The organism is Prochlorococcus sp. MIT 0701 (genome assembly GCF_000760295.1).
Classification (GTDB): domain Bacteria; phylum Cyanobacteriota; class Cyanobacteriia; order PCC-6307; family Cyanobiaceae; genus Prochlorococcus.
In genome coordinates, this window is record NZ_JNBA01000014.1 from 46,891 (window position 1) to 65,825 (window position 18,935).

Genomic DNA, 18,935 nt, shown 5'->3' on the forward strand with positions numbered 1-18,935 from the left:
AGCAGGTGTACTCGGGGGAACTAGAAACACAATTCGGACATCTTCGCTTGGGATAGAAACGGTCCAGGGACATGCTCAAACGCATAGGCCATCGATGCAGACAATGAACGTAAGCCCCTTGGGACATCCTGTTGAACCAGAGGTTCTGTTGCCCTAGTTGAGCCAAACATGGGCAGAAGCACAAGCCATTGCTATTGCTTAGAGGTCCTTCAAGATTTAGCCAATGGAGAGAGCTGAACTCGCTGAAATCTTCGCCAAGGCAACGGTGCTGAATTTCGCACTCTTGACCTTCTGGCTGATTGCTTTCATACGTCACCGTGAATGGGGCTATCGCTGGCATTCACGCTGGTTCATCGATCTCAGCAAGAGAAGCTTTGACCGCCTCCACTACGGCGGAATGATGCTTTACGAAATCATGATCATCCTCTTCTGCTTGACACCTGCTTTGGTACTTAGATGAGGTTAATGATCCTTTTGGCTTCTGCATTGCCTCGGAGTGCATTGACTACAGCTAAGTAGTAGTAGTGCAAACATTGAAGGATTCAATGCATCCCTATGGGAATGTTGAGATCTCACCTTGTTAATCGAGACTGGTCTCATTGGCGACATTTGATAATCTCGCCAATGAGATCCAATTGCTAAGTGGTCTCAGCAGGCTTAGGGCCCCTCAGCAGGTTGATTGCAGATAGGAACAATGCTGCCCCGAATAATGTTCCTAGAGCCCAAATGCTGTCTGAAGGCCATTCAATAACAAGCAATAGACCGAAGATTGCAGTGATCACTCCATCGAAGACCACCAATCCACCTAAAGGGCTTGGAGATGCAGCACCTCCAGCCAATTCCATCAAGCCTTCTATTAGAAGCAAGACGCCTGCAAACAAGGTAAGGCTGATTTCACTATCAACCGGGTCAATCAAAATCCAAAGAGCAGCTGCGATATAGAGCACGCCACTGAAGCCTCGAAACACTTTGCCCTGCAAGCCCGCTTCACCGCCAAGACGCAATAATTGGCCAATGCCTGCGGCACAGGCAGCCCCCCCGAGGGCAATGGTTAGCAGGGTGGCTGAGGCAAAAGGCAAAAGGATGGCAATGGCAGCTGCAATAAACAAGAGCACTGCTGCGATGCGCCGTTGAAGTAAAGAGTTCATGAAAAACAAAAACCTAATTGAGCTTAAGGCTATTGCTGGGATCTGATCACAACTCGATTGAGAACTTCCATCCCTCCAGTGATCAGAAGGTTAAGCAGCAAAAAACTGATCAACAACAGTAAGAATCCTTCAATCGCTCTGCCGGTCTGTGTGATTGTCGTATCACTTACCGCATAGACATCGGCATAACCTACGGCGATTGCCAATGTGCTGTTTTTGGCCAAGTTGAGATATTGGCTTGTCAGGCCAGGCAGGATGGCTGGTAAAGCTTGAGGTAACACCACCCGACGTAACCCAAAACCTTCTGGCAAACCAAGACTGCGAAACGCTTCCCATTGACCACGCGGAACAGAATTCAATCCACCGCGGACAATTTCAGCAATCGATGCTGCCGTGAAGACGCTTAGGCCCACTAATAAAGCCGAAAATTCAACGCTCAGATGTAGACCAAGCAATTCGATCCCTTGGTTCGAGACACGGATCAAGGTTCCCAATGGCGCCAAGGGGGTCCCGGAAAGGCTTAAGAAAGCAACGAAATACCAAAACAACAGCTGAAGCAACAGAGGGATCTGCCGGATCAAGGCCACATATCCGCTCGACAGTGCTCGTAAGAGCAGATTGCGGCTACTTCTGGCAGCGCCTGCAAGCACTCCAATCACCGTGGCCAGAACAAGGCCGCAAAGGATGACCTTGAGGCTGTTTAACCAGCCCATGCAAAGAGCCCAGGCATAACTATCCGAAGGCCTATAAGACAGCGGATGTTCAGCGAGAGCAAAGCCTGCAGGTCGTCCTAACCAAAGAAAGCTGAGCCCCATGTCCGTGCGGATCAGATTCACAGCGAGATTGTTGATCAACACGCCAAGAATGGTCAGCAGAGCGAGAGCAACGCCAACTTGCAAGCAAAAGTGCTGCGAGCGCTTCATGGGGGGTTAGTTAAAAGGTGGCGCGATCAGTAAGCCACCTTGCCGATAGGAGCGATTCAGGCCTCTAGGAATTGGCACAGAACTGTTTGGACCGAGGTGGCGGTTGTAGATCTCTCCATAATTGCCTGTGGCTCGGATCACCTTGACAACGAAGTCATCTGCCAGACCAAGCTTTTGACCAAGGCCAGCATCAACGCCAAGAAAGCGTCGCAGCGACGACATCTGCGGGTTTGACTTGGCTTGTTCAAGCTTGCTGTCGACATTCTCTTGAGTAATACCAAATTCCTCAGCGGCAAAAAGAGCAAAGACCACCCATCGGATGGCATCACCAAGCCGTTGGTCTCCACCCACTGAGGCAGGGGCAAGCGGTTCCTTGCTCAGCACAACATCAAGAATGATGTGCTGCTCAGGATCAGGAAACCCAGATCGGGCCGCCGCTAGCTGAGAACGATCGGAAGTCATCGCTAGGCATCGACCCTGAAGGTAACCGGCGACAACCTGATTGAGATCTTGATACTTGATCGGCGTATAAGAGAGTTTTCGTTCCTGAAATGCATCGTTGAGGTTCTGTTCCGTCGTGGTGCCTGAACCGACGCAGATGTTGCTGGCCTTCAAACCCTGAAGGCCCTTAATTCCGGTACTTCGCTTGACCATCAACCCCTGGCCATCGTGAAACACCACAGGTGCAAAGGTGAGACCGTTACCTCCTGCTGCATCCCGACTGAGAGTAAATGTGGTATTGCGCGAAAGTAGGTCAATTTCGCCTGTTTTTAGAGCAGTGAAGCGTTCGGGTGCTGTAAGAGGTCGATATTGCACTTTCGTGGCATCGCCAACAAATGCAGCGGCCATAGCGCGGCAAATATCAACATCTAGACCTTCATAGCGACCATTGCCAAGTAGAAAACTAAAGCCTGGGATCTTGCCGCTGACGCCACAATGCAATTGGCCGCGCTTGCTGATCAATTCCAGTCGAGAACCACCACCTTGATCAATCGAGGCACATCCTGTAGCAAGCAAAGACAGACTGACTAGAGCTGTGGTTAAACGCCTCATCATGCTCTAAGTATGCAAATCATTGCCATTCTCTCAGATCTTTGGGAAGGTTTGAGAATAATCGATTGACCCCTCACGCAATGCAGCAACTAAACGATTCCTTAGTTGAGAACGGAACTGGAGAATAGAATTACTCTTCTTAACTTCCGAAGACTAAATCTTGTATGAAGTAGATGTCTTCAAATATATTGTGTAGACTATGGTCAAAAGGAATTCATTCCCCATCTAGACTATAAACAAGAATGGGATTTGATTAGATGAAATAGGCTTTAGGGTGATCAAGCAAAAGTCAAGTGAGTGATCAATTCAGCATTAATTAATTCCATCAGCAGGGTGAGGTTTTCAGTCGTAGGGCCGGCCAGTAGCATCGAAATTCAATATTAGATTTCTAGTATTATTGATTAATCATTAGCCGGGAATCTGCTTGGCTTGAAGTGGATATTCCTGGAACACATTGACTAAGGGCCTAAGGGCTAATATCTTCGCAGTTTAATCAGTAATCTTATTTATAGAGATTTATAGGTTAACTAGATGAATGAAATACTGCGTTCAAGAGATCGTTCTAACTCTTCGCCGGCGTACGATCTTTAACCTGCTTATATGGCAATAATGATTCTTATTGCTCTGATATTGACCTGCCTAGACTTTCAATGATGGGCCCCTACGGTAAAGGCAAGGACAAGAAATCTGTAAGGGGGAATTTGTCTAAATACGAGTTCTATTTAGATAAGGCTTATGCCTTTTTATGGATGTTATTCTAAAGAGATGAACGAGAGCATTATCGGTTTTATTGGATGCTAGAGAGCTGAATTAACAGTTTAATAGTGGTCTTATTGTCAAGATAACTTTTAAGTACTTAGCCGACATAATTGAGACTAGAGAGAAGAAGAGATCAAATCCTAATGATTTTCATTTGACAACCAATTCCGGAAAGGAAAAACACATGGCTCAAAGAAAGTTTGACGAACTCCCCATGCCTTCTGCCCTACAATCTAATGATAATCAATAGTTATTTAAAGCGACTAGCCTCGTTAAATGAAAAGCTAGGATTCATGCTGATCGCTTAATGTGCTTATATAAATTTCTCTAGGCAATACCGATTGGGTCGCAACAGAAAGCATAGAGGCAAAGCTCAGACACGACTATAACCACATCTTGTCTCGAAGATTTTTAGGGGTAATCCAGTTGCTGTCATTGCAGCTCGACACTCAGCGCCAATGGTGCCGTAGACCTCAACACTAAAACCATTACCAAGCTCTGCATGCTTAGCGAGATAGTTACCAACGATGGGGTTCGATAGATGAGCTAAAAAGGCTGCATCATTTGCATAGACTTCAGACCAAACAAACGCGAGGGGATCCTCTGGATCCTGATCAAAGGTGTGATGCAACATCCCAGGTTCAGAATCCTTGACCCCTGCATCTGTCGTAGCTGCCAATGAAAGATAATCATCAACACAGCCTGGCTTTACATGGATGCGAGCCAGCAGAAGAAATGGCGTAGAAGCATCGAATTTGGCCATGAAAAGCATTAGGGAGCCAAGGTGTTATAGCAGTCTGGAGTAGGGGCATGAGAGAATTGAAAAATGAGTCACACAATCATCTGCTCAATAGTAGATCAGACAAATGAGATTATAATGTTGCCGATAGTCGGATGACGACACACAGGATCTGGCTGAACTATTTTCAGGAAGTTATTTCAATATCAAAATATCATCATGCCTGAGGAATTAATGATTTGGATATATCTAAAGCTCTCAGCCAACGTAAGATTTAAAATCATTAGCTCTGCAACAAGCAAATCTAACTACAAGACAGTATAGAAAGTCTTTGCAATAACCCCAACAAATACAAACATTCTAGATATGAGCAGGCTCCTGATTGCCACCTATTCGTTCAAAAAGGTCAAGACTCTCCTTGTTAAGCCCCACTACTTCGACCTCCGATCCTCCAAGGCGAAGCTTGCGGATCACTTGGTCCAAAGCAGCAACTCCGCTTTGGTCCCAGATGTGTGCTCGCGACATATCGACCGTCACCTTGGCAGGGTGCTCGTGAATATCAAAGCCCTGCAAGAAATAAACCTTGCTCACGAAGAACAATTGTCCACTCACCTCATAGCGAAGCTCATCAGGGGTGACTTGAATAACACTGACACGGATCACTTTGGCAACTTTACGGCTGAAGAGTACGCCTGCCAGTGCAACACCGGCTAAAACTCCAAGCGCCAAATTATGTGGTGTGGTGAGCATGGTGACTGCAAAAGTCATCAGCATCACAGCTGTATCACTGCGAGGAATCTTTTTGAGCTGTCGGAGTCCGCGGATATCAGCAGTACTGACAGCAATAGCAATCATCACAGCCACTAACGCTGCCATAGGGATTTGTTCTAGCCAGAATCGACCCCACAAGATCATCATCAATAAACTGACCCCAGAAAACAATGTTGAAAGCCTGCTACGCCCACCATTCTCTGTATTCATTACAGATTGGCCCACAAGTGCACAACCCGCCATGCCTCCAAAAAGTGAGGAGACAACGTTAGCGATTCCCTGACCACGAGCCTCAACATTTTTGTTGGAGGTGGTATCAGTTAGATCATCGACGATGTCTTGTGTGAGGAAAGTCTCTATCAATCCAACCAAAGAAATCGCTAGAGCTGTGGGTAAAACCAACCCAAATGTTTGAAGGTTGAATGGCACCTTGCCATCTGCTAACGATCCAAATGGAAGTGTGAAACTAGGAAGACCTTCGGGGAGCTGTCCTAAATCCTTGACAGTCGGAATATCGAGATTGAAGTTGAAGCTAATGATCGTTAAGACAATGATGGCCACCAGCTGAGAAGGCAATAAGCGAGTCAGTCGTGGTAAGCCATAAATAATCACCAAGCCAAGGATGACCAACCCCCAAACCAAAGGGATCTGGCCACCAGTAGGCAGAATCTGTGTGGCATGGTCGGTAGCCACAGCTTCCCCATAATGCAGATTCAGGCCTAACTGAGGGAATTGTGCTTGAAGAATCAACAAAGCAAGTGCATTAACAAATCCACTAAGAACCCCTTGAGGAACAAAACGCATTTGATACGCAAGTCTCAAATAACCCCAAAGGATTTGCAAGAGCCCAGTCAATAGGCCTGCTGCCATCAAATAGGAAAGGCCTAGGCCTTCACCAACGGCATTGCCAGTCGCTACTAGCCCAGTCATCAAAAGTGCTGTCGAGCCAGTCGCTGAGGTGATCATCCCCATACGTCCGCCGACTACAGCGATGGTTACTGACAGGCAAAACGCTCCAAACAGGCCCACTTGTGGATCAACACCAGCGATGCCTGAAAAGGCAATCGCCTCTGGGATCATTGCGAATGCCACGACAAGACCAGAGAGAAGTTCTCTTGGTGGACTGCCGAACCACTGCTTGATCATTGATGGGGCTGACCGGGTACTCATTGCAAGGCGTACTTTGATCGCAGATTTAAGCATGCAGATGCCATTTCAAGACTCTCACTGTCTTTTTATGAATTAAAATTGGCGTGAAGGTGCATCTGCCTCTCTGCGTTGATCACGAGGCTGAAAATCCTTTGATGGGCGATACGCTTGGTCTATTAAGATGTAAATATTTCTGTGCCTAGATATTTACAATTGCCTGATACTATCAACTTAAATAAAGCTAATATCTGAATCAGTAGATTAAGCTGCTGTCTATCCTCTCAGAGAAAAAATCCTAGATGAATGAATGAGCTTACTGCCTTAGTCTCATGAAAATTTCTGTTATCGTAGAATCAGCATTGAGCCAAAGCAAGCGAATGATTGTCTTTAAACCTTTCATGAGAATAGCTCCTTGAAACATAAATGAGGTAAAGAATTTTTGACTAATCATGTTGGATGCTTTGCTTTCTTTAAGAAGAACCAAGCAAGACAGAGCTTCAAGATCCACTGAACGATATTGGTGCTTGCATCAATTTATTTAAGATTAGTATTGATCAGATAGGCATGGAAATCTCCATTGTCATCAATACTCACATCACCAAAGAAGAGGTCATTTTGAGCCACTTAGGGATCTGGCCAATGCCTTGGCTCTACCGAAAATCCTTTAAAGGATGAATTCCCCATGTTGACGAATTTAGAATTGTTGTTTGACAAATGCATGTAATCGATTCTATCTTCTTGTTTAAAGTCTGCAGCATTGATTGTGTCGGCCTTAGACATATGTTTGTAAGATCAGTCTCAGGATCTGAACGCAAGTTTCGTGCCAATACTTGAGTAGTCTTTAAGGCAATTCATTATTAGACTAAGCCCTCCTCAAAGCGGAGGCAAAATGCCGTTTGGGTCATAACGAGCCTTCAGTTCTTGCAGGCGTGGCAACCAATCACCAAATGCCGCTTTCAGCTCGCGCTGATGCCATGGCAGATGCGGATGCATCTGAGCCAGATGAACACCGTCGCAATAAGGCTCAAGCGTTGCCCATACCTTCTCTAGCCAGTTGAGACTTAGCGCTCTGATATGGCTATCTCCAGCCGGCCAGGCTGCCGTGATCCATGGTTTCCAGATCGCCTTACGGTGAATCAAGGAACTGGCATCCTGACTCTGTCGACTGGCGACTCCACCTAGTTGTTGAATGGCCAAGTAACACCTTGGATCTGGGCGTTCTGCAATCAGTTCAGCAAGGGCCGTGATCACTCCCTGACAGGCAGACCTCCAGGCAGGGCCAAGCAGTGCAACGACTTCAGAGTGGCAACGGCCAATCGGTGCGTTCGAAACAGCAGGCAATGCAAATGGTGGCAATTCATGTATGCCAGCAACGTCGTCAATTTCAACAACGTTTGTGCAGAGAATCGTTTTTTGCAGCTGATTCAATGTCGCAACAGCGGCAGTATCGTCCGCAAGGAGCACTCCGTAGGCGTGGATTTCATCCCCCCAGATCCACTGCAGGCTTACCGAATCAGGCCAGCTTTCAGCCTGATGGATAAGCTCCAAAAACTGTTCAAACGTCAAACTTGATTGCCAGATACGCAGCGGTTGCATCGGATGTGTCTGAAGCTTCAGGTCTGTGATCACAGCCAGAAAAGGAGCTGCTCCGCAGAGGCCACGCCAAGCCAATTGATCTTCAGTGCAGCAAGCAGCTTCCGGCTTGGACCGAACAAAGCTTTCTCCATCGCCCCATATACCTTTGATCTCAAGGATCTGATCAATTGCTAATCCTTGACTGCGACTCAAAGGGCTGATGCCTCCAGTGAGGATGTAACCGAGGCCTGGCAGACCTGAAAGCCCTGTGGGAAAACTTCGTCCGTACTTTGCGAGTTCCCTGAGAAGACTCTCCATTGTTTGACCAGCACCAATCTCCACGTGCTGGGTGCTGGGATCGAAATGGATCTGGCGACAGCTTTGGCGCAGATCCAGGGTCCAGTGCCCTTCAGCTGCGCATCGACTGGTTGTGCCCCCGCTGCAAACCATTAAGGGTTTGCGTTGGAGCTGTAGCGAGCGCATCAGCGCAGCAATCTCTTCCGCTCTGGGATTGAAGACTCCTGCGATGCAAGCATCCTCTGCAAGTGCGTTTGGAACATGGAGGCGACGATGAATGGCGGCCTCTTAACCCTCATCGATCAGCGTAACCATCTCAGGCTTGAGGAGAAAGCCCTTGTTCGTAAGGCTTCAGTCAATATCTCCTTGAAGACATCGAACTTGGCGTTGGTTCTCTTGCTTCACGACAACAGATAGGGTCTTTCTAGGTCGCTCCTCACTGTGAATCCTGCATCCTTAGATCATCCAGATGGTCATCTCGGCATCCTGATCTGTGGGCATGGCAGTCGTAATCGATTAGCCGTTGAAGAGTTTGCCCAATTAGTCAAGGCGCTCAAGCCAAAATTCCCAGCAGTTCCCGTTGAATACGGCTATCTGGAATTTGCCCGTCCCGTGCTCAGAGAAGGCCTTGATCGGCTACTTGAACAAGGTGTGAAGAGGGTACTTGCAGTCCCGGCGATGTTGTTTGCCGCAGGCCATGCCAAAAATGACATCCCCTCCGTACTCAACAACTACGCAGCTGAAAGGGGGGTAATCATTGATTACGGACGCGAACTCGGCATTAACGACTTAATGATCGGTGCGGCCGGCGCCCGCTTGAAAGAGGCGCTTGAAACTGCTGCTGACGTCCCACTCTGCGAAACGCTCCTGGTGGTCGTAGGTCGTGGGTCCTCAGATCCAGATGCCAATTCAAATGTGGCCAAAATCACCAGGTTGCTGGTGGAAGGCTTCGGATTCGGCTGGGGTGAAACCGTGTATTCCGGCGTCACCTTTCCCCTTGTGGAGCCTGGCTTGCGTCAACTAGTACGTCTGGGGTTCCGCCGCATCATCGTGTTTCCTTACTTCCTGTTCTCAGGGGTGTTGGTGAGTCGTATTCGCCAGCACACACAGCGGGTTGCAGACGATCATCCCAATATTGAGTTTCTTGCGGCCAACTACCTCGGAGACCACCCCCTTGTCATCGAGACCTTCCGGGATCGGATTGACGAGGTCTTGCGTGGCGGCGATACCGCAATGAACTGTTCGCTATGTAAATACAGGTCCGAGCTTCTCGGCTTTGAAAACGAAGTTGGTCTTGCGCAGGAAAGCCATCACCATCACGTCGAAGGTCTTACGGAGAGCTGCACCCTGTGCAAAAAGGAGTGCACCGGTGCCTGTCAGCCCGACGGCATACCAGTGTCCCTAAAGGAAAAGGCTCATGACCATGACCATGACCATGACCATGACCATGGTCACTACCCCTATCCCCATGCTGAGCATCCATTCGGTCCAGTCAGCCTGAGAAAATCAAGCGAAACTGAAACCTAAAATTATTTAGATCCAACCCAAGGCTCGTCAGCCGTCTTCTCACTTGCGATAGACGCGACTCGACTTAGATAAGCAAGGCTGATCAGTCGCCAGGGGGGGCTCTTCTCCGACTGCTTTCCACAGCTCAGCGAGGGTTTTCCACGACCTATCGGGCAACATTCTTGATGGGGAGGCACCTCTGTGGTTTATGCGCTTTTCAATGGTTTTGCGTTACATCAGCAAGGCTTTGACTGCGTTCGGATCCCTGCTCAGTCCTATGAACTAGGAACGCCTGTGATCACATGAGTCTTGCTTGCCCATGGGACAGCTTGCTAATTGCTTGCAACGATTGACGCTTCGCCCAAAAGTGTGGCTTGCTGGTGTCAAGAAAAAAACCTCGCTGAAGGCGTGCTATGGATCGAAACCACCTCGAGCGCTGCGTTGAAATCAATGATGCTTTCCAATCAGCTGAGGCCACTTCCTCCTATGTGAGCCTTGAAGCAGAAATTCCAGAAGTGCTCTATCGAGGCATGAAGGAATTCATCGGTTCGCATCCCAACTGGGACCAATACCGCGTGATGAGTTCAGCAATCGCTCATTTCCTATTTCAAAACGGCTGCGGGGATCGAGCTGTCACCGAGCGTTATCTCAATGACCTTTTCAGCCACTCCGAGGTTTAAGGGCTTGCAGACAAGCCCTTCTTGTAAGCGCCATCATTGTGAGAGTGGGGCTCTGCCAGGCTGATGTTGGCCAACACGCTCCATCCACAACAAGCACATTTGGACATCGCCAAAGACGGTTCCAACGATCCACCACACTGCAATCTTCACTTTCTCCCATAGCAGCACCGCCAACTTCATGGATGTAATACCCAGGTGGTGGAGACGTTTCACTTAGAGCTAGCGCACCATCGAGAAGGGGTTCGAGAAACATCAAGTTCATCAGCTCCTTGAGCGGCAACATTGTTCCTCCAGCTGACTGGATCGCCGCCTTGATCGTGCCTTGCATGTGATCAACCATGGCTTGCTCGTTCTGCCCCCATCGACAATCGATATGTGGTACCGGAACACCCCAGCGATCCAAAGTGCTTAATAGCGACACTTTGTTGTGATGTGCAGGCAACACTTCACCATGCCCAATCAGGAAACCTGTAGCTGTGTTTGGTTTACGTTTCAACCAACCTGGAGGTTCAAAGCGATCAATCCCTCCCCAGATTCCATAACCCCGCAAAAACTTCAACTGATCTTTGGGTTCCAAGCAAGCACCGAAAGGAAGAAAAAAACTGCCAGCCCCAGAAAGCACGTTCGCAGTTGAGTCAGCCTCAGACACCTGCTTCATTTGGCCACGTGGCAGAGCAAAGAAGCGACAGGTGGAGACGTGGTCCATCAAATAGCAACCGAGGTTGCCCGAGGGGTCAGTAAACCCCGCGCTGTGATGCTTGACTTCGGAACTCAACAGGAGACGAAGACTCTGAATTGTGGATGCACAAAGCACCACAAGCTCACTATTGAGCTCTTGTCGGCTGCCGTTGTGCTGATTAATCACCAGCACCCCTCGGGCTGCTCCATGATCTGGATGCATTAGCAACCGCTCAGCCTTGTGGTTGCTCAGTATCTCTACCTTGCCTGTAGCAAGTGCCATCTGTAAGGTGCTGCCTGGACTGCTTGAACGAGGCCAAGGTCCATCAACTGAAGGCTGATGAGGTCCGAACCCTCGTGAGTGAATGACTGGATACCCAAGTTCCGCATCAACACCACTAGCGAACTGCTTTTCGCTAGTGGTGAATGGTAAGTGGGGGATGTAGTTGCCATCCGGTAACTGTTCCAACCCATCCACATGACCATGGACCTTCAAGCGCTTTTCTAGGGCGGAATAATGAGGAGCTAACTCGCTGTAGTGCAGTGGCCATTCAGGCCCATAACCATCTCTACGCGAAGCCTTGAAGTCCTGATCTGAAAGACGAAGAGTGATTCCACCCCAAGTGAGGCTGCGCCCCCCCACCTGACGGCCCTGTGTCCAGATGAAGGGGTGTTGAGAAGGAAATGTATAGGGATTCTCCTTTTCATTCGCGTAGAGCAACGGGTTCGCTTTCCAGTAGCCAGGATGTTGAGCCTGATACCGATGCTTGCCGCTACATAAACCTTCCAAACGTCTAAGGGTGTTTCCAGGTTCTGAGCCCAGGGCTTTTTGAGCAGACAAATCTGGCCCAGCTTCTACCACGAGCACACGTACTCCAGCTTCTGCAAGGGTTAGAGCAGCAACCCCTCCAGTAGCACCAGAGCCGATCACGATCACCTCATAAGGGTGCTGAATCACGCTTGCATAGACAACATCAAGACAGTTTCGCCCCTTACGTCCATAGAGACCATCCTGATCTCACAGCCCTGCGAGTTGACATGATGCCCTGGAGAATGGATGTTCTGCTGCAATAGGGGTATGAAAGTCTCGTGCTCGCCTTAAAACTTGCGACGGCAAGTATTCTGAATGGGAATATATACGTTGCCAATCTCTTGAGTCCGATTGTAGGTAGCCACTCAACTGAACCAGGTGTTCCCCCACAAGAATCTCAGGACCGCTGGTTCAAGTCAGATTTACTTCGACGGGAGGTGAACCTCTCCGAGTTGTACGAACTATCTCAAAGTGAAGTTGATCTACTAATGGCCGAAACCGCAACGATTCGCAGCGACCCAGACTCGAGTCGAAACAATCGTGGCAAGTTTGTTGTAGCAGGTTACTTTCTGGAGCTGGCCAAAATCATCAGCGACCGTCGAGCTAATCAATCATCTTGATTCGAGCGGCTATGACCTAGGCAAATTTAGATCCTGAAGGAGATTGAGAAAGTATTCCCCAACCCTTATCAATCAATAGGCACATTCGCATTAACGACGCAGCACTCCTCTTCCACCGCCAAGGAAACCAATGTCAAACAGAATGCCCATTGCAAGAATCAACAATCCACTAAAGCTGCTGATCCCACCATCCAGTGCGATTGCCCAACAATAAGCAAGGGTCGTCGTTGGAAGTAAAAATAGCCCTAACAATGGCCAGATCCAAACGCCAGCAAATGGGCTCATGATAAATGGTTGATAAAAGAACCAAAGTGCAATCAGCACAATTCTTGGGGCTACAAGGCCAAGCAAGCCGATTAAACACATGGCTCATTCACCACTCTTCTTTCAATAGATAGCAATTCCTGCTTCGCCTGGTTGAGATGCCTGACGGAATCCTCACCAGAGTAAAAAATCAAATGCACCAAAGAGGTTAAAGCCAAGCCTTGCCCATATGCAGCAAACGGCCGCTTCCTCTCCTGCCAGAATTTTCAAGAACTCAAGACTGCCAATCACATACAGCCCTGCAATGGCCAGGTCTAGGGGAGGTCAGACTGCATAGTTCTAGGGACGAGCCCAGCGGTCGATAGAGGAGAAGACGCCCTGATGTTAAAGAGAATTTATTCAGCCTGAAAAGGCGAGTCAATCAACTCTTGATGGTTAGACCGGACCAGGGAGTTCAAAAAAACCAAAGATTTGAGCCAGTTGATTGAGATGTGCTGAGGCGAGATCAGCAAACACAACAGTATTTCTTCCTAGAGAGCATGAGAAACATGAAGCCGTTATGGCAATTCCCTCCATGAACCATGGAGGGCCATTTCAGGCTGAGCCCAGTTGAATGCTCGCCTTATCAAAAGAGGGTTCAGCCTTCTTTTTTGACGAAGACTTGCGTGGCAAGCAGGAACAGTCCTCCAGCGATAAGCAGTGCTATCTCGGGACGGATTGAGGGCCCGACTGCTGAGGCAAAGAGCACTGCAGGCATAACCACGTCCATAACGGCCATTTCAAAATCGCTGCCACTTTTAGCACTGAACAACCCCGCCCGTCCATCAACGTAATCAAAGGCCATGACAGCCAATGAACTCAAGCTAAGCCTGCTGAAACAGCTGCAAAGACAAGCAGAAGGAGTTCCGAGAAGGCAAAGCTAAAGAAAAGCTGAGTAAAGGTTGGGTAAGAATTGAGCTTCAGCAGTGCTTCTCAGGCTTATATGTATCACCCGATACTGGGAGCTAAGCGTGAGCACCCAAAACTCCAGAACAGCAAAACCCGACAAAAGCCCTCCCCAACGCAAAACCACCTTCAAGTGGAACAGCAACGGAGAGTTGTCTGCGGTGGATATGGCACGAGTGCTCGAGCGACTGACCAACCCAGCGCTAACCCAATGCGATCTTGCCTGCGAACTTGATCAAAATACCTAAATCAACTTGATACTGATTCAGGCTTCATGTGCTGCCTGATCGCAATCAGGCAATAGCTCGTGCCATTCAGGCAAGCTAAGCAGCTGTGGCACCATCATCAAGACAGATAGATCGCCATGGCAATCCTCAAGACCTTCATGATCAGGCTGAAGCGAACAGCGACTCTAATAGCCTTATTAACACTTGTTTTGACAACATTCTCACCTACAACAGTCTTCGCTTCTGAGGTTGTTGATGTAGAAGAACCTACGCCATTGGAGCTCAAAGTCGCAAAAGGCTATTCAGGCAAATTTTGCAATGGAATTGCAATGGGGCTTACGCAACAAAGTGCTCTTAAAATTGCGATCGCTGAAAATCGCAAACCCTCATTCAACCCCTCGTTATGGACTGCTGTCATCTCTAACGACAAGCAGCTGGAAAGTATAGACGAAAACAAAATCGCATCCCTTGTTGCATCAATGGTTGTCAACGATTGTGGAGATCCTCTTGGGCTTAATAGCCAAACTGATGTGGATGAATTTGCATCCTACTTCGTATCTACGCGAGAAGATTCACTGAGTAATCAATGAGTTCTTATCATCATTGAAATATCCATGACAATGCAGAAGATCTTCCCGTTAACAGATCCCTAGAAGATTGCATTGGGACACGTAAGGGTGCAGGGTAAATGTATTTAAAGGAGCCTGTCAGGGTTTAGTTAGGTCTACTGGTTGTCTTAGAGCTAAAGGGCTCAATGGTGTTGAGGTCCTCAATCGAAGCGACCAGCATCAACAAAATGCAGGAAAGCTCCATAGGCTTGAGCAATCGCGATCTAGACATGGAAACCCCCTTTCGTAACGTCACTCCCAATACCCCCGGAGGCGCGGCATCACTTCTGATCGCTCTCTTGTTTGCCAGCCTTATCTTGATCACACAGGCCCTGTTCGTTGTTCCAGCAGGTCAAGTTGGAGTTGTGACAACGTTGGGCAAAGTCACTGGTGGATCTCGTCTGCCCGGGCTAAATCTCAAGATTCCGTTCATCCAAGCAGTAGCACCCTTTGATGTCCGCACGCAGGTGAGGCCAGAGAAATTCGCCTCCCTAACCAAGGACCTTCAAGTCATTGAGGCTACCGCCACGGTGAAATATGCAGTACGGCCGAATGAAGCCGGACGTGTTTTTAGCACAATCGCCAGCAATGACCGCGAAATCTATCCACGCATCATTCAACCCTCTCTGCTCAAGGCACTTAAATCAGTGTTCTCTCAATATGAACTGGTTACTATCGCCAGCAAGTGGAGCGACATCTCAGAGCTGGTGGAACGGGCTGTCGCTGATGAACTCGATAAGTTTGACTATGTAGAAGTTCGTGGCCTTGATCTCACTGGCCTTGTCATCGCTGAAGAGTACAGGGCAGCTATCGAACAAAAGCAGATTGCAGAACAACAACTCCTCAGAGCGCAAACCGAAGTTAAAATTGCTGAGCAGGAAGCACAGCGATACGAAACCCTCAACCGCACCCTCGACGACCAGGTGCTTTTCAAACTGTTCCTAGACAAATGGGACGGCAGCACTAAGGTTGTACCCGCTTTGCCAGGATCAAAAGGAGGCGGGACGCCTGTGATCGTAGGGGGACGTTAATCATTAATCAGATCAGCCTTATTCTCAACTGTGGTAAGAACTGAAGACAAAAAATCATCACCAGCCAAAAGCTAGCTGACAAAAAAGAAAAGGCCTTGCGAAATAGCTAGGTCTTTATTGATTGTGCTCGAGCGCAGTCCCATACTCACTATCGCCGTCAAATCGATTGTGACAACTAGCTCGGTAATCAAAAGGAAAGCTATTATAGATTCATCGGAAAGAAGTCATTAACACTATGAATAATTAGGATTTGGCAGCAAATTACGCAGAAGAGCATGAGTCAGATAGCTGCCAGTAAAGGCTCGTTAAGTAAAAATATGTCAAGTCATAAATCTATGAATAGAAGATCAGTTGCGAAGCCTTGCGTCTGCTGGGATTTAGCTTTTAAAAGCGAATTAAGCCTATTGAGGCAATGCTGAAAAGCAAGACTAGACTCTATAGTAAACACATAAGTATAGAGGCCTCAAGTGCCAAGAAGACATTTCTGTGGCGATAAATCTAAACGCTGAGATTTTTAAGCACTACGCATTGATCAACTGATCATTGATCAACTGATCATTGATCTTGAGTGACAGGTTCTCAACTCTGTGCTTGCCTTTAATGGCTAACCGTGAGAAATCGTTTTACTGACGTGAAACGCCCTCCGAGACATGGAGTTGCCGAGATGGTTCCCGGACTGCGATGGCTTCTTTGGCCACTGAGCCGCTTTCTGCGTCAGAGCCTATCGATGCAGATCCTTGAAGGTTTGCTGGCAGGGGTCATTGCCGGGCTGATGCTTCCCGTCGCCATGGTGAGCCTGCTTGCACCAATAGGGGAAGGCTTCCTTCGGCTGTTCCAGATGCCAGTTGTGCCGTTTTTGAGCATTTCGCTCGTGGCTGGAGTGGGACGCCTTGAACTTGCTCAAGCAAGTCGGCTGCTCGGCCGAGCGGCAATTGTGCTGATGGGGTTTTGGGTGGTCGTGCTCGGGGCAGTGCTTTTGATTCCCCTTGGCTTTCCAGATTGGCGGGAAGCATCGTTCTTCCGGCCAAGCCTCTTAGAAGCTGCTCAGCCGATGAACCTCATCGAACTGTTTATTCCAGTCAATCCATTCGCAGCATTTGCAGACACACAAATTCCAGCAGTAGTGCTGTTTTCTATTGCGCTCGGCATCGCTCTGATTTCAGTTCCAAAAAGGCAGGGCCTGATCGAGGTGTTGGACCGGGTTCAATCAGGGCTTTTGAAGATCTCTGCATACATCGCAAGGTATACACCACTTGGAGTATTTGCGATCCTCGCAAGCACGACGTCTCAAGTTTCACCATCAGAGATCCCTCGACTCGCCATCTACATTGTTTTGCAGGGCGGAGTTGCAGTTGTCCTTACATTTCTCTTCCTTCCCTACCTCGTTCAAGCAGTCATCCCTATCAAGGCCGGGGAACTCATCAAGTCTTTCCGTACACCGCTTGTGATTGCGTTCTCAACAGCAAATTTACTGGTGGTACTTCCATTACTAATCAATCAAGGCAAACAGCTCTTGATTGAGGGGATGGCAAGACAACGTTCGCTTGGCTTAGAAGATCGTGAAAGCCGTAAAAAGTTAGCTCAGTCGATCGAATTACCGGTTGAGGTGCTAACGCCTCTTGCGCTGGTCTTTCCTGATATGGGCCGAGTGTTGTCGCTTGCTTTCGTACCTTTTGCAGGTTGGCTCACAGGCAATCCGTTAACAGTCGAACAAATGCCCAGCTTCCTGATTACAGGCCTGGCAAGCACCTTCCTTGAAGGAGTGCTTGCGATGACATTCCTGCTGAGCAAGATGGGCCTCCCTACAGACATGGTGAATCTCTATATCGCCCTTGATCAGTTGGCTGTAGCACGTCTTGGCACGCTGCTCGCATGCATGAGTGTGATCAGCCTTGTACTTGTTGGTACATGGATCAGCCTAGAGGGATTTCGTTACAGATTGTCGAAACTTTTACCGGTTGCTATCTCAATGCTAATTATCCCAATATTCATCAGTGTGAGTCGGTTTATCCTCAATCAAATTCCGCAACCAAGCAATCCATACCGAAGTCAACTCGAGACTCAAGGCTTTGTTCTGGCCAAAGAAAAAGCCGAGCTAATCGAGGAACCCAAGCCACTCGAAGAAGCCGGCATCTGGTCGTCAATGAAGGCTAGAGGAACAATTCGTTACTGCATCCATAAGCAGGATTATCCAATGGCTTATCGCAATGCAAAACAAGAGTTGGTTGGAGCTGATGTAGAAACTGGACTCTTATTTGCAGAAGATATGGGGATGAAAGCCAGCTTTATTCAAATCGATCACTTGGGCAATCCAAATAAGGTTAGACCAAATGGACTAGAGGCACTGAAGAATGAATTATGTGACCTAAAGCTATCCAGCGATATCATTATACCTCAGGAGTCTGCTGAGGTGTTGTACACTTCAACCAATCAAAGCTATGGCATAGGATTGCTGTTAAAGGGGAGTCGATTCAGTAGCAAATATAGATGGAAAGAGATCAAGGCTATAAAAGGTTTTCGAGTTGGCCTCGAAGCTCATTCCCCATACAGTATCAACTGGGTGCAACGATTGCTTCCTCACGCTATCCTGAACACATCGAAAGGAACGGCCGAGCTACTCAAGGAACTCAAAAATGATAATCTTGATGCAGTAATCATTTCGGCCCAGAAGGGTGCTGCTTGGAATGTACTCGAACCAAGCCTGACATTACTTGTACCAAAACCTACAAAAAGCTTGCCGACCGCAAGACAAGTTCCTGAAGATGCGATTGAGCTCTCCAGGGTTTGGAATCATTGGCTAAAGCTGCAGGGGTTTGACGGAACTAAAAATAAAGTTTATCAACACTGGGTTGAAGGAATTGCAGATGAGGAAAAATAATGTCACCAACACGATCAATCGAGTAATAGACAAGACTTGATAGTTGCCTAATCATTCCAAAATCGATATCTTAGAAATATGTAAATCAATGATATTGCTAGAGTACGCGAGAACTTTAAGGAGGAATCAATATTGTATCCATAAAAAATGACAAGAAAGAATCAGACTATTGATCAGATTCAGTCAGTTTGATCAAAGGGTGTTCTGTTTAGAGATCAATAACCAAATAGTTTTCGTAGTGAAGCAAAATCTAAGTACAAACATCTGCGCCAG

At 48.0% G+C, this 18,935-nt stretch carries 17 protein-coding genes; 8 read left to right on the plus strand and 9 right to left on the minus strand.

What is annotated here, in order from left to right:
• Positions 1-223 precede the first annotated feature (223 nt).
• On the plus strand, positions 224-460 hold the full coding sequence (locus EV12_RS03570) for a DUF6868 family protein (protein ID WP_011825859.1): 237 nt from the start codon (positions 224-226) through the stop codon (positions 458-460).
• Positions 461-638: 178 nt separating this feature from the next.
• On the opposite strand, the gene EV12_RS03575 is transcribed toward EV12_RS03570, so the two are convergent.
• From EV12_RS03575 to EV12_RS03605, 6 genes are all read right to left on the minus strand, one after another.
• A complete protein-coding gene (locus EV12_RS03575; RefSeq protein ID WP_011825860.1) occupies positions 639-1,148 on the minus strand; it encodes an HdeD family acid-resistance protein in 510 nt (169 codons plus the stop codon).
• Positions 1,149-1,177: 29 nt separating this feature from the next.
• Positions 1,178-2,071, minus strand: a complete 894-nt coding sequence (locus tag EV12_RS03580; RefSeq protein ID WP_036912028.1) for an ABC transporter permease subunit — start codon at positions 2,069-2,071, stop codon at positions 1,178-1,180.
• Positions 2,072-2,077: 6 nt separating this feature from the next.
• Entirely contained in the window at positions 2,078-3,127 is a 1,050-nt protein-coding gene (locus EV12_RS03585) for an amino acid ABC transporter substrate-binding protein (protein WP_036912031.1), read from the minus strand.
• A 1,129-nt stretch (positions 3,128-4,256) separates the two neighbouring features.
• Complete coding sequence (locus tag EV12_RS03590; RefSeq protein ID WP_036912119.1) at positions 4,257-4,646, minus strand: putative quinol monooxygenase; 390 nt, start codon at positions 4,644-4,646, stop codon at positions 4,257-4,259.
• 336 nt (positions 4,647-4,982) lie between these two features.
• Positions 4,983-6,563, minus strand: a complete 1,581-nt coding sequence (locus EV12_RS03595; RefSeq protein WP_036912122.1) for a SulP family inorganic anion transporter — start codon at positions 6,561-6,563, stop codon at positions 4,983-4,985.
• Between the two features lie 852 nt (positions 6,564-7,415).
• Positions 7,416-8,693, minus strand: a complete 1,278-nt coding sequence (locus EV12_RS03605; protein ID WP_036912036.1) for an FAD-binding protein — start codon at positions 8,691-8,693, stop codon at positions 7,416-7,418.
• A gap of 162 nt (positions 8,694-8,855) precedes the next feature.
• Here EV12_RS03605 and EV12_RS03610 point away from each other — a divergent pair, with 162 nt between their 5' ends.
• Positions 8,856-9,941 carry a sirohydrochlorin chelatase gene (locus EV12_RS03610; protein WP_036912039.1) on the plus strand — a complete coding sequence of 362 codons (1,086 nt, stop codon included), beginning with the start codon at positions 8,856-8,858 and terminating at the stop codon, positions 9,939-9,941.
• A 392-nt stretch (positions 9,942-10,333) separates the two neighbouring features.
• Positions 10,334-10,600, plus strand: coding sequence for a DUF2811 domain-containing protein (locus EV12_RS03615; RefSeq protein ID WP_036912041.1), 267 nt, complete (start codon positions 10,334-10,336; stop codon positions 10,598-10,600).
• Here the strand turns inward: EV12_RS03615 and EV12_RS03620 are convergent.
• Complete coding sequence (locus EV12_RS03620) at positions 10,581-12,236, minus strand: GMC oxidoreductase (RefSeq protein ID WP_036912044.1); 1,656 nt, start codon at positions 12,234-12,236, stop codon at positions 10,581-10,583. The genes EV12_RS03615 and EV12_RS03620 overlap by 20 nt on opposite strands.
• Positions 12,237-12,430: 194 nt before the next feature.
• Between EV12_RS03620 and EV12_RS03625 the strand changes: the two genes are divergently transcribed.
• Positions 12,431-12,709, plus strand: a complete 279-nt coding sequence (locus EV12_RS03625) for a hypothetical protein (protein ID WP_241466459.1) — start codon at positions 12,431-12,433, stop codon at positions 12,707-12,709.
• A gap of 90 nt (positions 12,710-12,799) precedes the next feature.
• Here the strand turns inward: EV12_RS03625 and EV12_RS03630 are convergent, their stop codons facing one another.
• Complete coding sequence (locus EV12_RS03630) at positions 12,800-13,075, minus strand: hypothetical protein (RefSeq protein WP_036912050.1); 276 nt, start codon at positions 13,073-13,075, stop codon at positions 12,800-12,802.
• A 535-nt stretch (positions 13,076-13,610) separates the two neighbouring features.
• On the minus strand, positions 13,611-13,835 hold the full coding sequence (locus EV12_RS03635; RefSeq protein WP_036972280.1) for a hypothetical protein: 225 nt from the start codon (positions 13,833-13,835) through the stop codon (positions 13,611-13,613).
• A gap of 148 nt (positions 13,836-13,983) precedes the next feature.
• On the opposite strand from EV12_RS03635, the gene EV12_RS03640 reads away from it, so the two are divergent.
• The 4 genes from EV12_RS03640 to EV12_RS03655 all read left to right on the plus strand — a co-directional run bounded on the left by EV12_RS03640 (position 13,984) and on the right by EV12_RS03655 (position 18,662).
• Positions 13,984-14,166, plus strand: a complete 183-nt coding sequence (locus tag EV12_RS03640) for a hypothetical protein (protein WP_036912055.1) — start codon at positions 13,984-13,986, stop codon at positions 14,164-14,166.
• Positions 14,167-14,282: 116 nt separating this feature from the next.
• Positions 14,283-14,735 carry a hypothetical protein gene (locus tag EV12_RS03645; RefSeq protein ID WP_036912058.1) on the plus strand — a complete coding sequence of 151 codons (453 nt, stop codon included), beginning with the start codon at positions 14,283-14,285 and terminating at the stop codon, positions 14,733-14,735.
• A 248-nt stretch (positions 14,736-14,983) separates the two neighbouring features.
• Positions 14,984-15,784: a prohibitin family protein gene (locus EV12_RS03650; RefSeq protein ID WP_036912125.1), complete on the plus strand. Its 801-nt coding sequence runs from the start codon at positions 14,984-14,986 to the stop codon at positions 15,782-15,784.
• Positions 15,785-16,415: 631 nt separating this feature from the next.
• Positions 16,416-18,662, plus strand: a complete 2,247-nt coding sequence (locus tag EV12_RS03655) for a cation:dicarboxylate symporter family transporter (RefSeq protein WP_241466460.1) — start codon at positions 16,416-16,418, stop codon at positions 18,660-18,662.
• Positions 18,663-18,935 lie beyond the last annotated feature (273 nt).

What these genes read in the sequence shown, in the direction of transcription:
- EV12_RS03570 (WP_011825859.1), top strand. Translation starts at nt 224, where the DNA reads ATGGAGAGAGCTGAACTCGCTGAAATCTTCGCCAAGGCAACGGTGCTG.
- EV12_RS03575 (WP_011825860.1), bottom strand. Translation starts at nt 1,148, where the DNA reads ATGAACTCTTTACTTCAACGGCGCATCGCAGCAGTGCTCTTGTTTATT.
- EV12_RS03580 (WP_036912028.1), bottom strand. Translation starts at nt 2,071, where the DNA reads ATGAAGCGCTCGCAGCACTTTTGCTTGCAAGTTGGCGTTGCTCTCGCT.
- EV12_RS03585 (WP_036912031.1), bottom strand. Translation starts at nt 3,127, where the DNA reads ATGATGAGGCGTTTAACCACAGCTCTAGTCAGTCTGTCTTTGCTTGCT.
- EV12_RS03590 (WP_036912119.1), bottom strand. Translation starts at nt 4,646, where the DNA reads ATGGCCAAATTCGATGCTTCTACGCCATTTCTTCTGCTGGCTCGCATC.
- EV12_RS03595 (WP_036912122.1), bottom strand. Translation starts at nt 6,563, where the DNA reads ATGAGTACCCGGTCAGCCCCATCAATGATCAAGCAGTGGTTCGGCAGT.
- EV12_RS03615 (WP_036912041.1), top strand. Translation starts at nt 10,334, where the DNA reads ATGGATCGAAACCACCTCGAGCGCTGCGTTGAAATCAATGATGCTTTC.
- EV12_RS03630 (WP_036912050.1), bottom strand. Translation starts at nt 13,075, where the DNA reads ATGTGTTTAATCGGCTTGCTTGGCCTTGTAGCCCCAAGAATTGTGCTG.
- EV12_RS03645 (WP_036912058.1), top strand. Translation starts at nt 14,283, where the DNA reads ATGGCAATCCTCAAGACCTTCATGATCAGGCTGAAGCGAACAGCGACT.
- EV12_RS03650 (WP_036912125.1), top strand. Translation starts at nt 14,984, where the DNA reads ATGGAAACCCCCTTTCGTAACGTCACTCCCAATACCCCCGGAGGCGCG.